We start from the raw sequence: 23,656 nt of genomic DNA on the forward strand, positions 1-23,656 counted from the left end.
GACCACAGTACCGCCTGCCGACAGCGCGGGCAACCGGACTAGCCTGAGGCGCATGGACCCGCTCCTGATCGTCCTGCTCCTCGCGGCCGCGGTCTCCGCCGCGTGCTGGGTTCTCTCGCTGATCACCAAGGACACGTCCTGGGTGGACCGTATCTGGTCGATCGTGCCGATCGCCTACGTGTGGATCTTTGCGATCGCTGCCATCACGGACGGCCGGGACGCGGGCCGGCTGATCCTCATGGCCCTCCTCGTCACGGCGTGGGGGGCGCGGCTGACGTTCAACTTCGCCCGCAAGGGCGGCTACACCGGCATGGAGGACTACCGGTGGGGGCTCCTGCGGAAGCGGATGACGCCGGCGCAGTTCCAGATCTTCAACCTGCTGTTCATCGTGCTCTATCAGAACGCGCTGCTCGTCCTCATCTCCCTGCCGGCCCTCATCGCGTGGCAGCATCCCGCGCCCCTGACCGGGTGGGATGCGGCCTTGGCGGTGCTGTTCGTCGCGTTCCTCGGCGGGGAGTTCGCCGCCGATCAGCAGCAGTGGGATTTCCACCAGGCCAAGAAGCGCGCCGGCGGCACGCTCGAACCCGGCTTCGTCACGACCGGGCTGTTCCGCGTCAGCCGACACCCGAACTTCTTCTTCGAGCAGGCTCAGTGGTGGGTGTTCTACCTCATCGGGGCTGTCGCGGCCGTCACCGCGGGACTGGGCGCGTGGGGCGGCCTGCTGAACTGGACGATCGTGGGACCGGCGCTGCTGACGGTCCTGTTCATCGGCTCGACGATCTTCACCGAGTCCCTCAGCGCATCCAAGTACCCCGCATACGCCGATTACCAGCGCCGCACGTCGATGCTGATCCCGTGGCCGCCGCGGAGCTCCGCTGCGACCGCCCGCGCCTAGTCCCCTTCGAGTCGCCAGCAAACGTCGGGTTCCGTGCGAAAACGCGCCGGATTGTGGCGAGTCGACGGGGAGGGACGAGGGCTAGGGGCGAGTGGCGTAACCGGCCGGGTTGCGGCTCTGCCAGTTCCAGTAGTCGCGGCTCGCGTCGTCGATGGTCAGCCGTGTGCGCCAGCCCAGCTCCCGTGCCGCCTTCGACGGGTCGCAGTACGTCGCCGCCACATCCCCGGGACGCCGCGGCAGCATCTTCCGGGGAAGCTCCCGTCCGACGGCCTTCTCGAACGAGGCGATGAGCTCCAGCACGCTCACCGGCGATCCCGTGCCGAGGTTGTAGACCGCGTGCCCGGGCTGGGCCTTCTCCAGCGCGACGACATGCCCTTCGGCGAGGTCGACGACGTGGATGTAATCGCGCAAGCCGGTGCCGTCGGGGGTGTCGTAATCGTCGCCGAACACGCCGATCTCGTCCAGCGCCCCGATCGCCACGCGTGAGACATACGGCATGAGATTGTTCGGGATGCCGGTGGGGCCCTCCCCGATCAGACCACTCGGGTGTGCCCCCACCGGGTTGAAGTACCGCAGAACGGTCACGTTGAGGTCGGGGTTCACGCGGGCAACGTCGGCGAGAACCACCTCGTTCATGCGCTTGGACTTGCTGTAGGCATTCGAGAGGTCGACGCTCGTGGTCGACTCCTCGGTGAACGGAAGGTCCGCGGGATCGGAGTACACCGTGCCCGTGCTGGAGAACACGAAGGAGCGGATGCCGTGCCGCACGCCCACCTCGACGAGGGCGAATGTGGTGTCGAGGTTGTTCCGGTAATACTCCAGCGGGATCTGGGTCGACTCCCCCACCGCCTTGAAGGCGGCCAGGTGGATGATCGCGTCGATCGGGCCGTGTTCGGCGAACACAGCCTCCACCACGTCGCGGTCGGCAGCATCCCCCACCACCAGCGGCGCGGGCTTACCGGTGATCTGCGCGACACGATCGGCCGCGACCGCAGAGGTGCCCGACAGATCGTCGAGGAGCACCACGTCGTGTCCGGCATCCAAGAGCGCCACCGCGGTGTGCGCGCCGATATATCCGGCGCCGCCGGCCAGGAGTACTCGCATGCATCCAGCGTATCCGTCGGGGCGCCGCGTGGTCGGCGGTCAGCGGCCGTCGAGGCGCCCGCCCGACTCACGGAGGTAGTCCACCGCGCACATCGATTCGTAGGTCACGACCCCGGCCGCCGCCCCCTCGTCGATCGCCACCTGGTCGCCGTCGAAGACGAACCGGCCGTCGACCAGGCGCGCGTTGAAGATCGCCTTCCGCCCACAGCGGCAGATCGTCTTCAGCTCCTCGAGGCTGTGTGCCAGTTCGAGGAGCCGCCGCGAGCCGGGGAAGGCCTCGGTGCGGAAGTCGGTCCGGATGCCGTACGCGATCACGGGGATGTCATCGAGCACGGCGACGCGCAGGAGGTCGTCGACCTGGGTGGGCGTGAGGAACTGCGCCTCATCCACGAGCAGGCAGGCGATCGGTCGGTCGCCCGCGACGGCGGCGAACACGGCCCGCGCGTCGTCTTCCGGGGCGAGGAGGAAGTCCGCCCGCCGGGCGACCCCGAGGCGGCTCTCGATCTGCTCAGCGCCCTTGGTGTCGACGGTGGGCTTGGCCAGCAGCACCTGCAGCCCGCGCTCCTCGTAGTTGTACGCCGCCTGCAGCAGTCCGGTCGACTTCCCGGAGTTCATCGCGCCGTAGCGGAAGTACAGCTTCGCCATGCGAGGTTCAGGCCGTGAGCGCGAGAGTCCGTGCGGTCTCAGCGGTGACCGCGCCCGCGACCTCCGGCCGCGAATTGAGGGTCTCGCCGTAGGTGGGGATGAGCTCCTTCAGCCGCCCCTCCCACCCGGGCATCCGGTCGGGGAAGCACGTCTTCAGCAGTCCCAGCATGATCGAGACGGCCGTCGAGGCGCCGGGCGATGCGCCGAGGAGGCCGGCGATCGAGCCATCCTCCGCCGTGACGACCTCGGTACCGAACTGCAGGACGCCACCCTTCTTCGGGTCGCGCTTCATCACCTGCGCGCGCTGACCGGCGTTCAACAGCTCCCAGTCCTCGTCCTTCGCCGTGGGCACGAACGTGCGGAGGCTGTCGACCTTCTTCGCGTGGTTCTTCAGCAGCTCACCCACGAGGTACTGGATGAGGCTCGGGTTGTCGATGGCGACCTTGAGCATCGGCCAGAGGTTGTGAGCCCGCACCTGCGTCACGATGTCGAGGACGGAGCCGTTCTTCAGGAACTTCGGGCTGAACGTCGCGAAAGGGCCGAACAGCAGCGACGTCTCCCCATCCACCACCCGGGTGTCCAGGTGCGGCACCGACATGGGCGGCGCGCCGACGGATGCCTGCGAATACACCTTCGCCCGGTGCTGCGCGACGAGCGCGGGGTTGGAGGTCTTGAGCCACTGGCCCCCGATGGGGAACACGCCGTAGCCCTTGATCTCGGGGATGCCGGAGCGCTGCAGGAGCTTCAGCGCCCACCCGCCGGCTCCGACGAAGACGAACCGTGCGCGGATGGTGCCCGGCGTGTTGCCCACCGTCCCCCGGTAGGTGGCCAGCCACGTGCCATCCTTCTGGCGCTTGAGCTTTCGCACCTCGCAGTTGGTGACGACATCGGCGCCGGCCTCTTCCAGGTGATCGAAGAGCTGGCGCGTGAGCGCGCCGAAGTCCACATCCGTGCCCGAGGGGACGCGTGTCGCAGCGAACGGCTCGTCGGTCTTCAGGCGGTTCTTCATGAGCAGCGGTGCCCACTGGTGGATGACCCGCGAATCCTCGCTGTACTCGATGCCGGCGAACAGCGGCTCCTTCTTCAGCACCTCGTAGCGCTTGCGGAGGTAGGCGACGTCTTTCTCGCCGCGGACGAACGTCATGTGCGGGGTGGAGTTGATGAACGTGGACGGAGCATCCAGCACCCCCTCCTGCACGAGAGACGACCACAGCTCGCGACTCTGCTGGAACTGCTCGTTGATGGCCACCGCCTTGGCGGGGTCGAGTGCGCCGTTCGGGCCCTCGGGCATGTAGTTCAGCTCGCACAGGGCGGCGTGACCGGTGCCCGCGTTGTTCCACGCGTTGGAACTCTCCTGGGCGACCTGGCTCAGCCGCTCGCACACCACGATCTTCCAATCGGGCTGGAGTTCCTTCAACAGCGTCCCCAGGGTGGCGCTCATGATCCCGCCACCGATGAGCAGGACGTCGACGTTTTCGCTCACCCGACAATCTTAGGCGGGCAGACCCCGCTCTCTTGACATCGAGATATTCGACCGCTCGATATCGAGAGACTCAGGCGGTCGCACCCAGGCGCGCGACGACGATCTCCGCGATCTGCACCGCGTTCAGCGCCGCACCCTTGCGCAGGTTGTCGTTGCTGATGAAGAGGACGAGCCCCTTGCCTTCGGGAGCGGACTGGTCGGCGCGGATGCGGCCGACATAGCTGGGGTCGTGGCCGGCGGCCTGGAGCGGGGTGGGCACCTCTTCGAGCGCGACGCCCGGGGCCGACGCCAGCAGTTCGCGGGCGCGGTCGGGGGTGATGTCGCGGGCGAACTCGGCGTTGATGCTGAGCGAGTGGCCCGTGAACACCGGCACGCGCACGCACGTGCCGGCGACGCGCAGGTCGGGGAGCTCGAGGATCTTGCGGCTCTCGTTGCGGAGCTTCTTCTCCTCGTCGGTCTCGTTGGTCCCGTCGTCGACGAGGTTGCCGGCGAACGGGATGACATCGAAGGCGATCGGCGCGATGTAGTTGTCCGGCTGCGGGAAGTCCAGGGCCGAGCCGTCGCGCGCGAGACGCTCCACATCGCCCTGCGCCATCACACCCTCGATCTGGCCGAGGAGCTCCTGCACGCCGGAGATCCCCGACCCGCTGACGGCCTGATACGTGCTCACGATGAGGCGCTCGAGACCTGCCTCGGCATCCAGAACCTTCAGCACCGGCATCGCCGCCATCGTCGTGCAGTTGGGATTGGCGATGATGCCTTTGCGCGCCTCGTCGATGGCGTGCGGGTTGACCTCGCTCACCACGAGCGGCACATCGGGGTCCATCCGCCATGCGCTGGAGTTGTCGATGACGGTGGCGCCGGCCTCGGCGAAGCGCGGGGCATGCTCCCGTGAACCGGTCGCGCCGGCCGAGAACAGGGCGATGTCGATCCCCTCGAGGTCGGCGGTGGCGACATCCTCGACGATCACGGCCTTCCCCTGGAAGATGACGTCCGACCCGGCCGAGCGAGCCGTGGCGAAGGCGCGCAGCTCGCGTACGGGGAATCCGCGCTCCTCGAGGATGTCGAGCATCGCCCCGCCGACCTGGCCGGTGGCGCCGACGACGGCGAGGGAGATTCCGGAATCGGAGATGCGGGTCATGGCGATACCTCGGGAGCCTCGGATGCGTCGGCTTCAGGGCCGCGCGGGTCGGGATGCCGCGGAATCGCGGTGGCCCGATTCTACCGGCGGGTGAGCCAGGCACTCCCCCGGTGGCCCCGATGTGGCGCGTCCCCGCCGGATCGTGGCAGCGCACGGTCGTCGTCCGGAGGTCCGCCCCCGTGCCGAGATCAGGTGATGCGGCGAGGACAGGCCGCTGCGCCCTGAATCGTCCTGCGTCGGCGAAAACGCCTGATCCGGATGCGGTGGGGCGTTCGGCCGCGGTCAACGCACGGGCCGGGCTCGGCGCTGGGGCGGGGCGGGGCGGGGCCGGAAGGGCCGGGGCGGCGGTGGGCCTGTCGAGGAACGGGCGGTCGCGCCCGGGGTCCGCCCCCGTGCCGAGATCAGGTGATGCGGCGAGCACAGGCGGCTGCATCCGGAATCGTCCTGCGTCCGCGAAAACGCCTGATCCGGATGCGGCGGGGCATTCGGCTGCGGTCGACCCACGGGCCGGGCTCGGCGCTGGGGGCGCGGCGGCGGGCCGGGGTCGGCGGGCGGGGGCCGGGGTCGGCGGCGGCGCCGGTCGAGCAGCGCGCGGTCGCGCCCGGAGGCCGCCCCGTGCCGAGATCAGGTGATGCGGCGAGGACAGGCCATTGCGCCCGGAATCGTCCTGCGTCCGCGAAAACGCCTGATCCGGATGCGGCGGACGAGCAGGCCGCGGTCGGCGCCCGGTCGGCGCGCGGTCAGCGCCGGTCGGGCCGTCAGCGCGCGGTCAGCGCCCGGAGCCGGCGTAGACGGTGGCCTCGACGTCGCCGTCCAGGCCGTAGGCGCTGTGCACGACGCGGGCCGCATCGGCGAGGTCGTCGCCGCGCAGCACGACCGAGATCCGGATCTCCGACGTGGAGATCATCTCGATGTTGACGCCCGCGACGCTCAGCGCTTCGAACAGGGTCGCGGAGACACCCGAATGCGTGCGCATGCCCGCACCGACGACGGAGAGCTTGCCGATCTGGTCGTCGTGCACGAGGCTTTCGAAGCCCACCGCGGACTGGTCGGCGGCCAGTGCCTTGAGAGCGGTCGCCGCATCCGTCTTGGGCAGGGTGAAGGAGATGTCGGTGCGGCCGGTGGCCGCAGCCGAGACGTTCTGCACGATCATGTCGACGTTGGCGCCGGACTTCGCGACGATCTTGAAGATCTCCGCGGCCTTGCCCGGGACGTCGGGCACGCCGATGACCGTGATCTTCGCCTGGCTGAGGTCGGTGGCGACACCGGCGACGATGGGCTCTTCCATGGGGGCTCCCTCGGGGATGAGGTGGGACGTGCGGGAGGGGTCGAGCACCCACGTGCCCTCACCCGAACTGAAGGTCGAACGCGCGTGGATGATCACGCCGTGGCGCCGCGCATACTCGACGGCGCGGATGTAGAGCACCTTCGCGCCGTTCGCGGCGAGCTCCAGCATCTCCTCGCTCGAGATGCGGTCGAGCTTGCGCGCGCGGGGAACGACGCGAGGGTCGGCGGTGAAGATGCCATCGACGTCGCTGTAGATCTCGCAGACGTCGGCCTGGAGGGCGGCCGCCAGCGCGACCGCCGTGGTGTCGGAGCCGCCGCGACCGAGCGTCGTGATGTCGCGCGTGTCGCGGTTGAAGCCTTGGAAACCCGCCACGATGACGATGGCACCCTCGTCCAGCGCCTCGCGCAGGCGAATGGGGGTCACGTCGATGATGCGCGCAGCGCCGTGCGTCGCATCCGTGATCATGCCCGCCTGGCTGCCGGTGAACGAGCGGGCCTCGAAGCCCATCGAGTGGATCGCCATCGCGAGGAGCGCCATCGCGATGCGTTCCCCGCTGGAGAGCAGCATGTCGAGCTCGCGGGGCGCGGGGATGGGCGCCACCTCGCCGGCGAGTTCGAGGAGCTCGTCCGTGGTGTCTCCCATGGCGCTCACGGCGACGACGACCTCGTGGCCGGCCCGGCGGGTGTCGACGATGCGCTTCGCGACGCGCTTGATGCTCTCGGCGTCGGCGACCGACGAACCGCCGTACTTCTGGACGATCAGCGCCACGTTCGTACTCCCGAAACTTGTCGCCTGGTGCAGGCGACACTGAGCGCGCGGATGCCACGCCCGACGCACCATCTTACGGACGCGGGGATGCTGCGACCGACATACGCCCGCGGTTGGGCGAGGCCATCGGGCCAGGGACGCACGGAGGGATGGTCGGCGCTCGCTTACCGCCGTGGGCGGGATGCTGCTGCCCGCCGCACGGGGCTCGTTGCCTTCGCCCCGGGTGCGCTCGAGGTCCCCCGCCCCAGTCGACTCGCCACAAAACGCGGGAGTCTGGCCGAAACCCGGACGTTTTATGGCGAGTCGACCCGGGTTAGAGGGTGCGTCGGCCCTCGAAGGCGCGGCCCAGGGTCACTTCATCCGCGTACTCCAGGTCGCCGCCGACCGGCAGCCCCGACGCGAGGCGCGTGACGCGAATCTCCAGCGTGTGCAGCAGACGGCTGAGGTAGGTCGCCGTCGCCTCGCCCTCGAGGTTGGGGTTGGTGGCGAGGATGACTTCCTGCACCGTGCTGTCGGCGAGGCGCTGCATGAGCTGCGTGATCCGCAGGTCGTCGGGACCGACACCCGCGATGGGGCTGATCGCGCCCCCCAGCACGTGGTAGAGGCCCCGGAATTCCCGCGTGCGCTCAATCGCCGCGACGTCCTTGGCGTCTTCGACGACGCAGATCAGTGAGGCGTTGCGGCGCGGATCACGGCAGATGGAGCACCGATCCTGCTCCGACACGTTGCCGCAGATCTCGCAGAACCGCACTTTCTCGCGAACTTCGGCGAGCAGCTGAGCCAGATGCGACACATCGAAGGAGGGCGACTGCAGGATGTGGAACGTGATGCGCTGCGCCGACTTCGGACCGATTCCGGGGAGCCGGCCGAATTCGTCGATGAGGTCTTGAACGATGCCGTCGTACATGGCTTAACTGAACCTCGTCGTCGGCGACTGGTGGGGCTCCTCGCGGACGAACGTCGCGCCGAGCACCTGGCGAACCACGGCCTCGCCGTATCGCTGCACTCCGCCGCGCGGCGGCGTGATGCGTGGCGCCACCACGGGCGGCACCGGGGCATCGCGCAGTTCTTCGGGCGCGGGCAGATCATCTGCCTCGTCCTCGGGCGGAGCATCCGCCGGGTACTCATCCGGCATCACGTCGCCCTCGCGCACGCGTGCGAGCGTGGCGATCGGTCGCGCGGCCGGCGCGGCGTCTTCGGGCTCGTCGTCGACGGCGAACTGCCCCAGAGAGCGGGCAGCCGCAGCGGGCGGAGCGGGCGCGTCGACCTCGTCGGGGGTGGACGGGATGGATGCGACGGCCCATTCGGTCACCGGCGCGGCAGAGGCGGCCGCGGGGCGGCTCTCGGGCGGCGTGGAACGCTGCTCGGGGGCCGGCGGGGCAGCATCCGGGGGCGCGGGGCGCTCACCGCCGGGGCCGTCGCCATCATGCCGGGCGATGAACTTCACCCGGATGCCGAGGACCCCGAGGATCGCCTGACGCAGGTCTTCACTCGGACCGGTGCCCGCCCCGCGCTTCTTGAACGAGGCGAGGTCGCGCTCACTGGCGAAGGACAGCGTGAGGACGTCGTCGTCGAGGTCGATCACCCGTGCGCCGGATGCGAGAAGCCACGACGACCGGCTGAGTTCCTGCAGGCGCGCCAGCACCTCGGGCCACGCGTCGCGCATGCGCTGGGCGGTGTACGCGCCGGCCGCCGCGGGCTGCGCGAACTCCGGCTCGGACGGCGAAGCGGCGGGGGGCTCGGCGATGGGCGTCGGCGCCTCGACGGGGGTCGCGGGCACATCGTCGCGCCGCACCGGGGCCGGATCCGGCGAACCCTCGGCGACGCGATCCGCACTCGGGGCCGCAGCGGGCGCCGGGTCGGGCATGGCGGCCGCGGGCGGGACCGGCGCCGGCTGAGGCGGAGCGGAGGCGGGCGGCGCGGCCGCGGGCGGAGCGGAGGCGGCCGCTGCCGATGCGGGCGGAGCGGATGCGGCCGGCGCGGCCGCGGGCTGAGCGGAGGCGGGCGGAGCGGACCCAGCCGGAGCGGATGCGGCCGGCGCGGATGCAGCCGGAGCGGATGCGGCCGGCGCGCCCGTGCGGGCGAGCACGCGTGCGACGAGCAGTTCGAGCTGCAGACGCGGGGAGGTCGCTCCGGTCATCTCGTCGAGCGCGGCGACGACGAGGTCGGCCGTGCGGGAAAGACGGCCGGCGCCGAAGAGCGTCGCCTGTCGGCCCATCCGCTCGAGTTCTTCGGCAGGGACGCCGCGGAGAACCGCCGATGCGCCCTGACCGGTCGCGGCGATGACGATGAGATCGCGGAGCCGCTCCAGCAGGTCATCGACGAATCGCCGAGGATCCTGCCCGGTCTGGATGACACGGTCGACGGCCGCGAAGGCCCCGGCGGCATCGCCAGACCCGAAGGCGTCGACGACCTCGTCCAACAGCTCGGCGTGCGTGTAACCGAGGAGGGCGACGGCGCGCTCGTACCGCACCGTGGCATCCTCGGAACCGGCGATGAGCTGGTCGAGGAGCGACAGCGTGTCGCGCGGCGAGCCGCCCCCGGCGCGGACGACCAGGGGCAGCACCCCGGGCTCGACGGCCACACCCTCGGTTTCGCACAGCTCTTGGACGTACTCGAGCATCGCCGCCGGCGGCACCAGGCGGAACGGGTAGTGGTGCGTGCGCGAGCGGATGGTGCCGAGCACCTTCTCCGGCTCGGTGGTCGCGAAGATGAACTTCACATGGTCGGGCGGCTCTTCGACGAGTTTGAGCAGAGCGTTGAAGCCCTGCTGCGTCACCATGTGCGCCTCGTCGAGGATGAAGATCTTGAAGCGGTCGCGCGCGGGGGCGAAGATCGCGCGTTCGCGGAGGTCGCGCGCGTCGTCGACGCCGTTGTGGCTGGCCGCGTCGATCTCGACGACGTCGAGCGAGCCTCCGCCGCCGCGACCCAGTTCGACGCAGCTGTCGCAGGTGCCGCACGGGGTGTCGGTCGGACCCGCCGCGCAGTTCAGGCAGCGGGCGAGGATGCGCGCCGACGTGGTCTTTCCGCATCCACGAGGACCCGAGAACAAGTACGCGTGGCCGACGCGGTCGCTGCGGAGGGCCGTCATCAGCGGTTCAGTGACCTGCGACTGCCCGATCATCTCGCCGAACGCCTCGGGGCGGTAGCGGCGGTACAGGGCGGTCGTCACGCCACAAGCCTACGGTGTGCCGCCGACACTCGCGCTGAGCGAGCGCCCACCCTGAGGGCCCACTCGCCCATCCCGCCCATTCCCGGGGTGGGTCAGCTCTCGACGCGGACGGAGTCATCCGCGTCGGCGCCGTCGTTGACGGTGGGGATCGTCGCCGACACCGTCGGGAACGACACCGACAGCAGCGTTCCGTCCTCGCGGCGAGCGTCGGCGAACTGACGGAGCGAGGGCTTACCCGGCCGGACGGGACCCTGACCGAGCAGCGGAACCTCGACACGGTCGCCCCCGTGCACGGTGTACCCGACGCCGCGCACCGAGAACTGGACGGGGTCGCCCTCCCCCGCCTCGACCGTCAGGAGGTTGCGCGTGAGAGCGATGTCGAGCCGGGTGCCGTGCCAGTGCAGCACGTACGACAGCGACGGCCACTCCGCCGGCAGGCGGGGGTCGAAGGTCAGCTCGCCGAAGTGGTCGCGCATGCCACCGAAGCCCGACACCAGCGCGGTCCACACCCCGCCGGCCGAGGCGACGTGCACACCGTCGGCGGCGTTGTGGTGCAGGTCGCCGAGGTCGACGAACAGCGCATCACGGAAGTACTCCAGCGCGAGGTTCTGGTACCCGACCTCCGCGGCGAGGATCGACTGCACCACGGCCGACAGCGTCGAGTCGCCCGTGGTCAGCGGGTCGTAGTACTCGAAGTCGGCGAGTTTCTCGTCAGCGGTGAAGTGATTGCCCTGGAGGAACAGCGCCAGCACGACGTCGGCCTGCTTGAGCACCTGGTACCGGTAGATGACGAGCGGGTGGAAATTCAGGAGCAGGGGGCGCTGGTCGGCCGGGGTGTGCTCGAGGTCCCAGATCTCCTTCTCCAGGAACACCGCATCCTGGGGGTGGATGCCGAGAGCTTCACTGTAGGGGATGTGCATGGCCTCGGCGGCCCGCTCCCACATCTCCGGCTCCGACGGGTCGAGGTTCATCCGGGCGACCATCCGCAGGTACGCGTCGTGGTCGGCCTCCTCCATGTCGCGCACCGTGCGCGCGGCGAAGCGGAGGTTGAACCGCGCCATGACGTTCGTGAAGAGGTTGTCGTTGACGACGGTCGTGTATTCGTCGGGGCCGGTGACGCCGTGGATGTGGAACGACTCCCCCTCCCCGTCGATGACACCGTCGTTGGAGCGCCAGAACCCCAGCGTCGCCCACAGCCGCGCCGTGTCCACGGCGATGTCCACGCCCTCCGAGTCGAGGAAGTCCACATCACCCGTGGCGCGGACGTACTTGGCGACGGCATAGCTGACGTCGGCGTTGATGTGGTACTGCGCGGTGCCGGCGGCGTAATAGGCCGATGCCTCCTCGCCGTTGATCGTGCGCCACGGGAAGAGCGCCCCGGCCTCGTTCAACTGGTGCGCACGCTTGCGTGCCGCCGGAAGCATCAGGTACCGCATCCGCAGCGCGTTGCGCGCCCACAGCGGGGTCGTGTACGCCAGGAACGGCAGCACGTAGATCTCGGTGTCCCAGAAGTAGTGGCCCGAGTACCCCGACCCCGTTACGCCCTTGGCCGGCACGCCCTGCCCGTCGGCACGGGCGGAGGCCTGCGCGAGCTGGAACAGGCACCACCGCGTTGCCTGCTGCAGGTCGGGGTGACCCTCGATCCGCACATCGGAGCGCTCCCAGAACCCGTCGAGCCACGCCCGCTGACGAACGAACAGCTCGTCGACGCCGAGCGTCTCCGCGCGATCCAGACCCCGGCGGCAGCGGTCGATGAGCTCACCGGTGGGCACACCGCGCGACGTGTGATAGCTCACGAGCTTGGTCAGCGTCATCGAAACCCCCGCGCGGGCCTCGACACGGAAGACGTTCTTGGCGATATCGGGTTCGATGAGGCGCCGGGCCGTGTAGTCGTTGTCGGTCTCAAGGAGATGGTCGGCGATGACGGCCAACGTCATCCCCGACTCGGCGACGCGGTACGTCAGTGCGGAACGGTCACCGTCCTGCCAGTACTCCTGCGGCTGCAGCACCCGCTCCTGCAGCTTCTCGGTCTTGCGCGGGTCGAAGCCGCCCTTCTTGCCCGGCATCGAGGAGCCGCCGTAGATGCCTTCGCCGTCCTGCCGGTTGATCAGCTGCGAGCTGATCGTCACCGCGGCGTCCGAGTCGAGGACGGTCACGGTCAGCCGCATCACGGCGAGGTGCTTCTCCTCGAACGACACCAGCCGCTCGTCCTCGATCTCGACATGCTTGCCCGACGGGGTGACCCACAGGAGGCGGCGACGCAGCACACCGTCACGCATGTCCAGAACACGCTCGTAGTGGCGGACGTCGGCGACGTCGAACGACAGCGGCTCATCATCGACGTACACGCGCATGACCTTCGCGTCGGGCGCGTTGATGATCGTCTGCCCCACCTCGGCGAAGCCGTACGCCTGCTCCGCGTGACGGATGGGGAAGACCTCGTGGAACCCGTTGATGAAGGTGCCCTGTTCCTGCGCGAAGCGGCCCTCGGGGTAGTTGCCCCGCAAGCCGAGGTAGCCGTTGCCGACCGCGAACAGCGTCTCAGTGACACCGGCGTCGTCGAGGGAACCCTCGGTCTCGATGAGGCGCCACTCGTCGACGGGGAACCGACCGCGATCGATCATGTGCTGCCTTCCACTGCCGGAGATTCGGGATGTCTCGGAAGGTCAGTCTACGAACGCCGCGAGGTCATCGACGACGACGGTGGCCCCGGCTTCGGAAAGATCCTCGCCGCCGGCGCCGCGATTGACCCCGACGACGACCGCGAAGCCCCCCGCGGCGGCCGACTGGACGCCGCTGAGCGCGTCTTCGACGGCGACCGAACGCGCGGGATCGACACCCAGCATCCGGGCGGCTTCGACGAAGACGTCCGGCGCGGGCTTGGATGCGAGATGGTCGCGCTCGGCGATGACACCGTCCATGACGACCGGGAAGAGATCGCGGATTCCCGCCGCGGCGAGCACTTCCTCGGCATTCTTCGAGCTCGACACCACGGCGATGGGCACGCCGGCAGCCCGGAGCTTGTCGACGAGCCGAACCGACCCGGGGTAGGGCGCGATCCCCTCCGACCGCAGCACCGCCGCGAACACGTCGTTCTTGCGATTGCCGATGCCGCAGACCGTGTCGGCCGTCGACGGGTCCGACGGGTCGCCCCACGGCACCTCGACGTCGCGACTGCGCAGAAGGCTCGCGACGCCGTCGTACCGCTTCTTGCCGTCGAGGTACTCGTAGTAGTCGCGCTCGGTGTATGGCGGCTGGATGTTCCACTGCGCGAACAGCTGCTCGAACATCGTTCGCCAGGCGTGCATGTGCACCTCGGCGGTGGGGGTCAGCACGCCGTCGAGGTCGAACAGGACGGCGTCGTAGGTGGTCAGGTCGGGCAGCGGCGTGGAGGTTCCGGCGGGCACGGGTCCAGCGTAGTTGCGCCGCGCCGGGCAGCGTCGCGGGGTTGCGGGCTAATCGGGCAGTGAGACTCCATCTCCGCCACGAGACCGCCGCCGAGGGACGCTGTTTCGTGGCGGAGGTGCAGTTTCGCGGTCCGGGGGTGGGTCAGGACACCGCGACGCGGAGCGTCTGACGCGCGATCTCGAGCTCCTCGTTCGTGGGGACGACGAGGACGGTCACCGCGGAGGCATCGGTCGAGATGATGCGGACGCCGCGATCGGGGGCGGCATTGCGCTCGGCGTCGATCTCGATGCCGGCGAACCCGAGCGTGGCGAGGGACGCCGCCCGCACGGCGGGATCCTTCTCGCCGACGCCGGCGGTGAAGGAGATGACATCCACACCGCCCAGCTGGGCCAGATACGCCCCGGCATAGGCGCGGAGTCTGTGGATATACACATCCCACGCGAGGGTGGCCCTGGCGTCGCCGCGCTCGATGCCGGCATGGATGTCGCGCATGTCGCTCACTCCGGCGAGGCCCAGGAGCCCCGACCTCTTGTTGAGAAGAGTGTCGAGGTCGTCGATGGACATCCCCGCGCGCCGCCCGAGCTGCAACAGGACGGCCGGGTCGAGGTCACCCGAACGGGTGCCCATGACCAGCCCCTCCAACGGTGTGAGGCCCATCGACGTGTCGACCGAGCGTCCTCCGTCGATCGCGGTGACGGATGCGCCGTTGCCCAGGTGGAAGACGATCTGCTTGAGATCTCCCAGCGGCCTGCCGAGGAAGCCGGCGGCCACCTCGCTGACGAACTTGTGACTCGTCCCGTGGAACCCGTACCGGCGGATGCGGTGAGCCTCGGCGAGCGCCGCATCGATCGCGTAGGTGTACGCCGGCGCCGGGAGGGTCTGATGGAAGGCTGTGTCGAAGACGGCGACGTGCGGCACATCGGGGAAGGTCTTGCGGGCAGCGACGATCCCGGCGAGGTTCGCCGGGTTGTGCAGCGGCGCGAGGACGGAGAGCTCGTCGATGTTGATCTCGACCAGCGAAGTGATGAGCGTCGGCTCGTAGAAGCGCGCCCCGCCGTGCACGACACGGTGCCCGACGGCGACGAGCGGATGCTCCGTCAGCGACGGCCCGTGCTGCGCCAGCGCGTCCAGCATCGCCTGGAAGCCCGCGGTGTGGTCGGGTATCGCGCGCTCGATCCGGTACGTCGCATCCGTCACGGTGAGCGCGGGCCCGCTGCCCCCACCGCCGGTGAGTGCCGCGGCCGTGACGGTGTGGCTGGCGACGCCGGATGCTTCGCCGATGCGCTCGACGAGCCCCATCGCCAGGACGTGCTCCGATTCGGGGTCGAGCAGCTGGTACTTGAACGAGGATGACCCCGAGTTGATCACGAGCACCGCGGTCATGACCGGTCCTCCCCCGACCTGCGGGAATCCGGCGGGTCGAGAAGGTCGGATGCGTCGGCCTGCGCCTGGATCGCGGTGATCGCGATGGTGTTGACGATGTCATCGACGAGCGCACCGCGCGAGAGGTCGTTGATGGGTTTGTTCAGCCCCTGCAGCACGGGGCCGATCGCCACCGCGCCGGCCGAGCGTTGAACAGCCTTGTAGGTGTTGTTGCCGGTGTTGAGGTCGGGGAAGATGAACACCGTCGCGCGGCCGGCGACATCCGACCCCGGCATCTTCGCGGCGGCCACCGCCGCATCGGCCGCCGCGTCGTACTGGAGGGGTCCCTCCACGAGGAGCTGGGGCGCCCGCTCCCGGACGAGCGCGGTCGCCGCACGCACCTTCTCGACGTCGGCACCGGTGCCGGATTCGCCGGTGGAGTAGGACAGCATCGCCACCCGCGGCGGAATCCCGAACTGGTCGGCGGTCGCGGCCGAGGAGATGGCGATGTCGGCGAGCTGCTCACTCGTGGGGTCGGGGATGACCGCGCAGTCGCCGTACACGAGCACGCGATCGGCAAGGGCCATGAGGAAGACGCTGGAGACGACGGAGACGCCCGGGCGGGTCTTGATGATCTCGAACGCGGGCCGGATGGTGTGGGCGGTGGTGTGCGCGGCGCCCGACACCATCCCGTCCGCCAACCCCAGATGCACCATGAGCGTGCCGAAATACGACACATCGGTGACCGTGTCGGCGGCGCGGGCGTAGGTCATGCCCTTGTGCGCACGGAGCCTCTCGTACTCGTGCGCGAAGCGGTCGACATACGCCGCATCGAACGGGCTGACGACGTTCGCCGCCCCCAGGTCGATGCCCAGCTCGACCGCCCGGTTTCGCACCTCGGCCTCCTCGCCCAGGATCGTGAGATCGGCGATGCCGCGCGCGAGAACGGTCGCCGCCGCACGCAGGACCCGGTCGTCGTTCCCCTCCGGCAGCACGATGTGGCGGCGATCGTGGCGCGCGCGTTCGACGAGGCCGTACTCGAACATCAGCGGCGTGACCACGCTGGGCTGGGCGACCCCGAGTGCGCGGGTGAGCTCGGCCGTGTCGACGTACTGCTCGAACATCGCCAGCGCGGTGTCGTAGCGGCGCTGCGAGTCGGCGGCGAGGCGCCCTCGTGTGTTCATGACCCGCACCGCGGTGTCGTAGGTGCCGAGGTCGGTGGCAACGATCGGCAGCGATGACCCCAGCCCGTCGATGAGTCGATCGATCGCCTCGGGAAGCGGGAACGGGCCGTTGAGCACGATGCCGGCCAGCGACGGGAACGTCCCCGAGGAGTTGGCGAGCAGGGTCGCCAGAAGGACCTCTGTCCGGTCCGCGGGGATCACCACGATCGCCGACTCGGTGAGCCGGGGCAGGACGTTCACCATCGACATCCCGGCGACGACCACCCCGAGCACCTCGCGCGTGAGAAGGGCAGGGTCGCCCTTGACGAGCTCTCCCCCCACCGACCGCATCACCCCCCGCACCGAGGGTGCGACGAGGAAGCGGTCTTCGGGCAGCGCCCACACCGGAATGTTCCCGCCGGGGACCGTGCGGGCGCTCTCCGTGTCGACGACGCCGTGCACCACGGCGACGACCTCGTCCAGTTGTGAGGGGTCGGCGCGGTTGACGACCACGGCGAAGAGTTCGGCGCGCTCGTGAGCGAGCTCGACGAGGGCAAGGGAAGCCGCCTGTCCCACTTCCTCGGCGCTGCGGGCGGTGCTGGTGCCGAGCTGCTCCCCCTGTCCCTGTCCCGCGCGGCCACCGACGACGAGAAGGACCGGTGCGCCGAGGTTCGCGGCGATGCGCGCGTTGTAGCCGAGCTCGGCGGGGCTGGACACATCGGTGAAATCGCTGCCGATCACCACCACGGCGTCGCACTGCGCCTCGACCGCCTTGTACCGCTCGACGATGCGTCCGAGCGCCGCATCCGGGTCGGCGCGCACGTCGTCGTACCCGACACCCACGCACTCGTCGTAGTCCAGGTCGACGCCGTCATGGTCGAGCAGCATCTCGAGCACGTAGTCGCGCTCAGCGGTGGAGCGGGCGATGGGCCGGAACACCCCCACACGGGGCGTGGCGTGGCTGAGCGCGTCGAGCACTCCGAGCGCCACGGTGGACTTTCCGGAGTGGCCTTCTGCGGAGGTGATGTAGATGCTCTGCGCCACGGCTCCACCCTAGGACGGTCGGGCCTGTTCTTCGCGGGGTTGCACCACCGTCGAGACATCCCCCACGGCGCCACCGGGGCAAAGAAAGACTCTCCGCGCACCCAGCAGAGCCTGGTTACCCTTGCTACGTTTCCGTCCTGGGGGAGTTGGCCTGGATGCCGCCACGCGGAGAGCCACCTCCACTCTAACCGGCCGAGCGGTGACACGTCGACTTCGACGGGTCACCGCAAGCGGCAGGCTTTTCCCAGCCCCAGGCCCGGAAACCGGGGTTACGATCGGGTAACGACGGGCGATGGTGCCCCTCCCCCCGACCCGAGGGAACCATGAACGACACCGTGACCGCCCCCTCTCTGCAGCCGCTGACTCCCGAGGACTTCGGACAGGTCACCGGCAGCATCCTGGCCTCGGTCTCGCGCGTCATCGACGGGAAACCGGATGCGGTGCGCTCGGCTCTCGTCACCCTTCTCGCCGAGGGACACCTCCTCATCGAAGACGTCCCCGGTGTGGGCAAGACCATGCTCGCCCGCGCCCTGGCCGCCTCGATCGACGCGAGCGTCCGCCGCATCCAGTTCACCCCCGACCTTCTCCCCGGAGACGTCACCGGTGTGTCGGTGTTCAACCCGGTCGACCGCGAATTCGAGTTCAAGCCGGGGGCGATCTTCGCCAACGTGGTCATCGCCGACGAGATCAACCGGTCCTCCCCCAAGACGCAGTCGGCACTGCTGGAGGCCATGGAGGAGAAGCAGGTCACGGTCGACGGACGGACCCACCTCCTCCCCGACCCGTTCCTGGTGGTCGCCACGCAGAACCCGCTCGAGATGGAGGGCACCTACGCGCTTCCCGAGGCGCAACGCGACCGGTTCATGATGCGCATTTCGATGGGGTACCCGGATGCCCGCAGCGAAGCCCTCATGCTGCGCCAGCGCGACACCGTCAATCCACTCGAAGCCATCCGGCCGGTGGTCACCGCCGCGCGCGTCACGGAGCTGATCGCGTGGGCCCGCGCGGTCCACGTGTCACCGGCCGTCGAGGACTACGCCGTCGCCCTGGCCCATGCGACCCGTTCGCACCCGGATCTGCGGCTGGGCGCAAGCCCCCGCGCGACCTTGCAGCTGGTGCGCGCGGCGAAGGTCTGGGCAGCGCTGGACGGCCGCGCCTTCGTCATCCCCGATGACGTGACGGCGCTGCTCGGCCCGGTCTTCGCCCACCGCCTGATTCCCAGCCGCGCCGCCGCCGGCGGTCGCCCGTCGGTGGAGGTCATCTCCGCCGCGCTCGACCGGATCGCCGCGTCGGTGCGGGTCCCTCTCGCGGCGCGCGTGTGACACGAACATGAAACGCCTGTGGCCGCTGACCGCCCGGGGTACCGGCGCGGTGGTCCTGGCGCTCCTGTCCTTCGTGATCGCCGCCGAGGCCGGGCTGCAAGAGCTGGTGTATTTCGGGGTGCTGCTGCTCGCGGTCGTCGCCGGGAGCGTCGTGTCGCTCTTCGCCGCACGGCGCACCCAGGCGGTGGCACGCTCCCTCGTGCCCGATGTCGCCTCCGTCGGGCGGGCGACGGCCGTCCGCGTGCGGGTGGGCATGCGGTCGGCACTCCCCACGGCGCCGGGGACGTGGGCAGACACGCTGCCCTCGGGTCTGGCCGGGCGTGCCCGCGGCATCTTCCCGGCGATGGGATCGGGGTTGCGCGGCGGCGATGGCACGATCGAACTGCGGTACACCGTCGAGGGCCGCACCCGAGGCATCCACACGCTCGGTCCGCTGATCGTCACGGCCACCGACCCGTTCGGATTGGCCCGGCGTCGGTTCTCCCTCGGGGGGCGCACACGCGTGACGGTGGCCCCCGCGATCGTCGAGCTGTCCCTGCTGCCGACGGCTCCGGGAGAATCCGGCGGGATGCTGCAGACGGCGACCGCGCAGCTCGGGCAGGGCGCAGACAACCTCGTGGCGCGTCCGTACGCGTCGGGTGACTCGATGCGGCGCATCCATTGGCGGGCCACCGCCCACCGCGACACCCTCATGGTCCGGCAGGAGGAACAGGAAGCGAGCCCGGAAGCCACCGTCGTGCTCGATCGGGGCGCGCTGCGGTGGGGTACCGAGGCCCTGCTCGCGCCGGGGAAGGACCCCGCCTTCGAGACCGGCGTCTCCGCGGCGGTGTCGGCGGTCATGCAGCTCGTCCGCGAGGGGTACACCGTCACCATCCTCGACTCCGACGGCTCGCCCCTGTCCGATCCGCTGGCCGGGGGCGAGGTGTTCGACGTCGAGGCCCTCGCCGCGCAGCTGGCCACGCTCACCACCCGGAAGGGAGACGACCTCGGTGGCGTGTCGGGGCTGTTCGCCGGCATCCTCACCGGCCCCGTCGTCGTCGTGACCGGCCGCCTCTCCCCCGCCGACGCTGAGACGTTGGCGCCCCTGGCTCATCATTCCTCCCTCCCGGTGCTGCTCGCCGTCGGTGCGGCGGCCGACGCCGTCGATCGCCTCCGCGGGTTCGGATGGTCGGCGGGCTCCATCGCGCCGGATGCCGACCTTCCGCGGGCGTGGGAGACCACCATCGCGCGGGGAGGCGCCCGTGTCCACTGACCCGTGGGGCCGCGCGCTCCCCGGGCGCCGGCGCACCGACATCCTGCTCGCCGCCGGGGTGCTGACGGCTCTCGTGGGCGCCAGTACCCCGTTGCTGCGCGTCATCGACCGCGGGCCGTGGGTGCTCGGGGCCTTCGTGCTGGCCGCAGCGGTCCTCGCCACCGGAGTCGTCGCGCGGTGGTTCCGGCTCCCCGGTGTCGCCGTGGCAGCCTTGGAAGCCGCCGTCTGGGTACTCGCCCTCACCGCCATGTTCGGCCGGTCGACCGCGTTCGTGTGGGTCATCCCCACGCCGGACTCCTTCGCGATGGTGCCTGTGCTGGTATCCGCAGGAATCGACGAGATCGTGCTGGGCGCAGCGCCTCTGGAAGCCGGTACCGCCCTCGCCTTCATCCTGATCGCCGCCATCGGGCTCGTCGCCCTGGCGATCGACCATGTCGTACTCACCGCACGGATGCCCCTGCTGGCCGGCGTCGGTCTGGTCGCGATCTCCCTGATCCCCTCGATCGCCGTCCCGGACGAGATCGACATCGTCGGGTTCGTGATCCTGTCGGCCAGCATCCTCTTCCTCCTGCGGGTCGACACGCGCGCACGGCAGCGCCGACCCGAGGCTCCCCCGCGCGACCCTGGCCCGGACTTCTCCGGCGAACGCCCCCCGCGCGCCAGCGGCGCCACAGCCACGGCGACGGCGATCGGTGCGATCGCCGTCGTGGTGGCGCTCGTGGCGAGCCCCCTGCTTCCCTCGCCCGTCGCGCGGGCCGGAGGCAGCGGCATCGGTACGGGGGCCACGATCGACCCCACCCTCGAGCTCGGTGATGATCTTCGACAGCCACGCGATACCGAGGTGCTGTCGGTCCGGTCGACCGCCCCGAGCCCGCCCTACCTGCGGGCGGTCACGCTCTCCGAGTTCGACGGCGCGGTGTGGGAGCCCGATGCAGGGCGCACACTGCCGATCTCCGAGGAGGATGCGGCGCTCCCGGCCGTCGAGGTCGATTCCGAGGTAGCCGTATCCGAGTACCGCACGACCGTGGAGATCACCGACCTCAACTCGCCGTGGCTTCCGGTGCCGTACCCCGCCGTCTCCGTCACGGGCCTGGACGGCACCTGGGGCGCTCTCTCGCAGAACCGGACCGTCGTCTCCCGCACGGGCTCCTCCCAGGGGCAGGTTTACGAGGTCGTCACCTCGGTTCCCCGGCCCACTCTCGAGCAGATCCGCGCGCGCGGATCCGGCGGTGAGGTGCGCGAAGAGTCGCTCGCCCTCCCCGAGGGCATGCCTCCGGTGATCGAGGCGACGGCGCGCGAGGTGACCAGCGGCACCGTGAACGACTTCGACGCCCTGCAGTCGCTACAGGCATGGTTCCGCGGGTCGGGCTTCGCGTACTCGCTCGAGGCTCCGGTGGAGGATGGGTTCGACGGCTCGGGGGCCGCTGCCGTCGCGGAGTTCCTCGTCGCGCGGGAGGGGTACTGCGTCCACTTCGCGTCCGCCTTCGCGCTGATGGCGCGCACCCTGGGGATGCCGTCACGGATCGTCGTCGGGTACCTCCCGGGCGTGAACACGAGTGCGGCAACGCAGGGGCAGACGATCTACACCGTCTCCAGCAGCCAACTGCACGCCTGGCCGGAGGTGCATTTCGAGGGGATCGGCTGGGTGCCGTTCGAGCCGACCAACAGTCTCGGAGTGCCGACGAGCTTCACGTCCGCCCTCACCCCTGGCGGCGCGACGCCCGCGGACCGAGCGCCGCAGGAGGCCGCACAGCCGACGACGGGTCCGTCGGCGACATCCGCACCCGGCACGCGCCTCGACGAGGACCTGGAGGCCGGCGCCGGGAGTCTCGGGGGGAACGACGGCGGCAGCGCGTGGCCCGGAATCGGGACGGCGTTGCTTGTTCTGGCCGTGCTCGCGCTCCCGGGCGTGCTCCGGGAGATCCGCCGTCGCCGCCTCCTGGCCGCTGCCCGCTCAGGCCAGGCCGGGGCGACATGGCTCGCCGTCCAAGAGTCGGCGATAGACCTCGCCATCCCCGTGCCCGGTGCGGAGTCTCCGCGTGCGTTCGGTGCGCGCCTGGTGGCGGACCACCGCGCCCCGGCCCCGGCGATCGACGTGCTCGTCGCGGCGATCGAACGGGCCAGTTATGCCGGACCTTCCTCGAGACCGGGATCCGGGGACGATCTGAGCGCCGCGCTGACCTCCGTCCGGCGGGCGCTGGCCGGAGGTGTCGCCCCGTGGCGCCGCATCCTTGCCGCCGTCGTGCCGCGATCTCTCGTCATCCGCCCCGGCTCTGCGTATGCGCATCCGCCGGAGCCCGCGACGGCCCGGTGAACCCGCGGTGCGGGCCGCGTCGCGGTTGCAGGTAGGATGGTCGGCGGCCCTCCGGGGCCGAGGAGGATTCGCCTAGTGGCCTATGGCGCACGCTTGGAAAGCGTGTTGGGTGCAAGCCCTCGGGGGTTCGAATCCCCCATCCTCCGCCACACGGAATAAGCCGCCGACCTGGACTTTTCGTCCCGCATCGGCGGCTCTTCCCATTCCGGGCTGCGCTCGGTCACTTCTGCATGTGGATCTGCTGGCCTTTGATCAGCGGGTAGTCCGCCAGCCCGCTCCCGTCCAGGTCTTCCTTGTGCATGTCGACGCCGGTCACCTGGCTGTTCTCGTAGGTCGTGTAGTAGTAGATCCCCTTGTCGGTATTGCAGCAGGAGGAGTAGATCGTGATCTCGAATTTGCCCGGCGAGACCTCCACGCATCCGCGCTGCTGCGCGACGGAACCCAGGATCTGGAAGAACTGGCTGATCGATTCCGACTCGGAGTCGCCCGAGACGGAGTTCATCTTCGTGAAGGCGGCCTTGACGAAACGGGACGCGGACGACAGATCGCCCGGAAGGCCGATCGCACCCATTCCGCGGCTGTAGACGTCGAACTCGAGGTCGTCGGAGAAGTTGTTCTCCGGGGGGTTCTTCGACAGATGCATGAAGTTGTTCAGGTTCCAGGACTGGATGTCGAAGGTGGGGTTGTTGGTGAGGACTCCGATCGGGTTGTCGTACACCTTGAGCCCCTCCTTCACGCTCTCCACCGTGAGGGACTGATCCCGGTCGGAGATGATCCAGTGCAGCGGCGACAGGGGGAAGGTCTCGCTGAAGTTGATCTCCACGAGGTTCAGCTCCGCCAGCGCCGTCCTCACTTCATCCACGGTCTCGAACTGCCCGAGAACCCAGGGGATGAACTCGAAGGGTGTGACGTTCGTCTTGCCTTCCGCCTCGGGTTTGTAGTCGGCGTTCCCGGGGAAGTTGAGCCCCGCCATGCTGAGGCCCTTCTCGTTGGTCGCGTCGTAGTACAGCGGATAGCCGTCCGCGATGGTCGCGATCCCGATGATGGCGTGGTGTGTCGCAAGCGACGGCGCCTTTCGGAACTCGAAAGGGAAATTCCGAGGCGTGACGGTGACCGTCTCGTTGTAAGAGAACTCCAGGTCGAGATTGCGACCGAAGTAATGATCGCGCGTGGTGTAGTTCGCTCCTGTGCACATGTGACTGCCTCCGATGCGGCGTTGTCCGTCTGGGGAACGGGAGGCCGACGCTATGCCGATGAGCGGCCGCTGGCTACCCCGGTGACAAACACACGGAAGC

At 69.8% G+C, this 23,656-nt stretch carries 16 protein-coding genes, 1 tRNA gene and 1 other RNA gene; 5 read left to right on the forward strand and 13 right to left on the reverse strand.

Features of this window, described 5'->3' with window-relative positions; genetic code table 11:
- The first annotated feature begins 52 nt into the window (after positions 1-52).
- Positions 53-895, forward strand: coding sequence for a DUF1295 domain-containing protein (locus tag AC4FS2_RS10455; protein ID WP_491177212.1), 843 nt, complete (start codon positions 53-55; stop codon positions 893-895).
- A gap of 81 nt (positions 896-976) precedes the next feature.
- Here AC4FS2_RS10455 and galE read toward each other — a convergent pair whose 3' ends face one another.
- The 12 genes from galE to ffs form a co-directional block, all read right to left on the reverse strand.
- Complete coding sequence (gene galE, locus AC4FS2_RS10460) at positions 977-1,999, reverse strand: UDP-glucose 4-epimerase GalE (RefSeq protein WP_491156828.1); 1,023 nt, start codon at positions 1,997-1,999, stop codon at positions 977-979.
- Positions 2,000-2,038: 39 nt separating this feature from the next.
- Positions 2,039-2,644 (reverse strand): thymidine kinase, encoded by a 606-nt coding sequence (locus AC4FS2_RS10465; RefSeq protein WP_491156829.1) that lies wholly within the window; start codon positions 2,642-2,644, stop codon positions 2,039-2,041.
- Between the two features lie 7 nt (positions 2,645-2,651).
- A complete protein-coding gene (locus AC4FS2_RS10470) occupies positions 2,652-4,127 on the reverse strand; it encodes a malate:quinone oxidoreductase (RefSeq protein WP_491156830.1) in 1,476 nt (491 codons plus the stop codon).
- 70 nt (positions 4,128-4,197) lie between these two features.
- Entirely contained in the window at positions 4,198-5,268 is a 1,071-nt protein-coding gene (locus tag AC4FS2_RS10475) for an aspartate-semialdehyde dehydrogenase (RefSeq protein ID WP_491156831.1), read from the reverse strand.
- Between the two features lie 769 nt (positions 5,269-6,037).
- Positions 6,038-7,324: an aspartate kinase gene (locus AC4FS2_RS10480; RefSeq protein WP_491156833.1), complete on the reverse strand. Its 1,287-nt coding sequence runs from the start codon at positions 7,322-7,324 to the stop codon at positions 6,038-6,040.
- A gap of 313 nt (positions 7,325-7,637) precedes the next feature.
- A complete protein-coding gene (recR, locus tag AC4FS2_RS10485; RefSeq protein ID WP_491156835.1) occupies positions 7,638-8,231 on the reverse strand; it encodes a recombination mediator RecR in 594 nt (197 codons plus the stop codon).
- Positions 8,232-8,234: 3 nt separating this feature from the next.
- Positions 8,235-10,496: a DNA polymerase III subunit gamma and tau gene (locus AC4FS2_RS10490; RefSeq protein WP_491177216.1), complete on the reverse strand. Its 2,262-nt coding sequence runs from the start codon at positions 10,494-10,496 to the stop codon at positions 8,235-8,237.
- Positions 10,497-10,588: 92 nt separating this feature from the next.
- Positions 10,589-13,120: a glycoside hydrolase family 65 protein gene (locus AC4FS2_RS10495; RefSeq protein WP_491156838.1), complete on the reverse strand. Its 2,532-nt coding sequence runs from the start codon at positions 13,118-13,120 to the stop codon at positions 10,589-10,591.
- A 42-nt stretch (positions 13,121-13,162) separates the two neighbouring features.
- Entirely contained in the window at positions 13,163-13,903 is a 741-nt protein-coding gene (locus AC4FS2_RS10500) for an HAD family hydrolase (protein WP_491156840.1), read from the reverse strand.
- 142 nt (positions 13,904-14,045) lie between these two features.
- Complete coding sequence (locus AC4FS2_RS10505) at positions 14,046-15,287, reverse strand: acetate/propionate family kinase (RefSeq protein ID WP_491156841.1); 1,242 nt, start codon at positions 15,285-15,287, stop codon at positions 14,046-14,048.
- Positions 15,284-17,473, reverse strand: coding sequence for a phosphate acetyltransferase (gene pta, locus AC4FS2_RS10510; RefSeq protein WP_491156842.1), 2,190 nt, complete (start codon positions 17,471-17,473; stop codon positions 15,284-15,286). Before pta ends, AC4FS2_RS10505 begins: the two co-directional genes overlap by 4 nt.
- Before the next feature lie 81 nt (positions 17,474-17,554).
- An RNA gene (ffs, locus tag AC4FS2_RS10515) (signal recognition particle sRNA small type) lies at positions 17,555-17,651 on the reverse strand.
- Positions 17,652-17,796: 145 nt separating this feature from the next.
- Here ffs and AC4FS2_RS10520 point away from each other — a divergent pair.
- From AC4FS2_RS10520 to AC4FS2_RS10535, 4 genes are all read left to right on the forward strand, one after another.
- On the forward strand, positions 17,797-18,795 hold the full coding sequence (locus AC4FS2_RS10520) for an AAA family ATPase (RefSeq protein ID WP_491156844.1): 999 nt from the start codon (positions 17,797-17,799) through the stop codon (positions 18,793-18,795).
- A gap of 7 nt (positions 18,796-18,802) precedes the next feature.
- Positions 18,803-20,047 (forward strand): DUF58 domain-containing protein, encoded by a 1,245-nt coding sequence (locus AC4FS2_RS10525; RefSeq protein WP_491156846.1) that lies wholly within the window; start codon positions 18,803-18,805, stop codon positions 20,045-20,047.
- The gene (locus AC4FS2_RS10530; RefSeq protein WP_491156848.1) at positions 20,037-22,361 is read left to right on the forward strand and encodes a transglutaminase TgpA family protein; all 2,325 of its coding nucleotides are present in this window, start codon (positions 20,037-20,039) and stop codon (positions 22,359-22,361) included. The genes AC4FS2_RS10525 and AC4FS2_RS10530 overlap by 11 nt, the downstream gene beginning before the upstream one ends.
- 61 nt (positions 22,362-22,422) lie before the next feature.
- Positions 22,423-22,510, forward strand: a tRNA-Ser gene (locus AC4FS2_RS10535).
- Between the two features lie 71 nt (positions 22,511-22,581).
- Here the strand turns inward: AC4FS2_RS10535 and bsh are convergent.
- Positions 22,582-23,556: a choloylglycine hydrolase gene (gene bsh, locus AC4FS2_RS10540; RefSeq protein WP_491156850.1), complete on the reverse strand. Its 975-nt coding sequence runs from the start codon at positions 23,554-23,556 to the stop codon at positions 22,582-22,584.
- Positions 23,557-23,656 lie beyond the last annotated feature (100 nt).

This window comes from Microbacterium sp. Z10_103 (assembly GCF_058310455.1).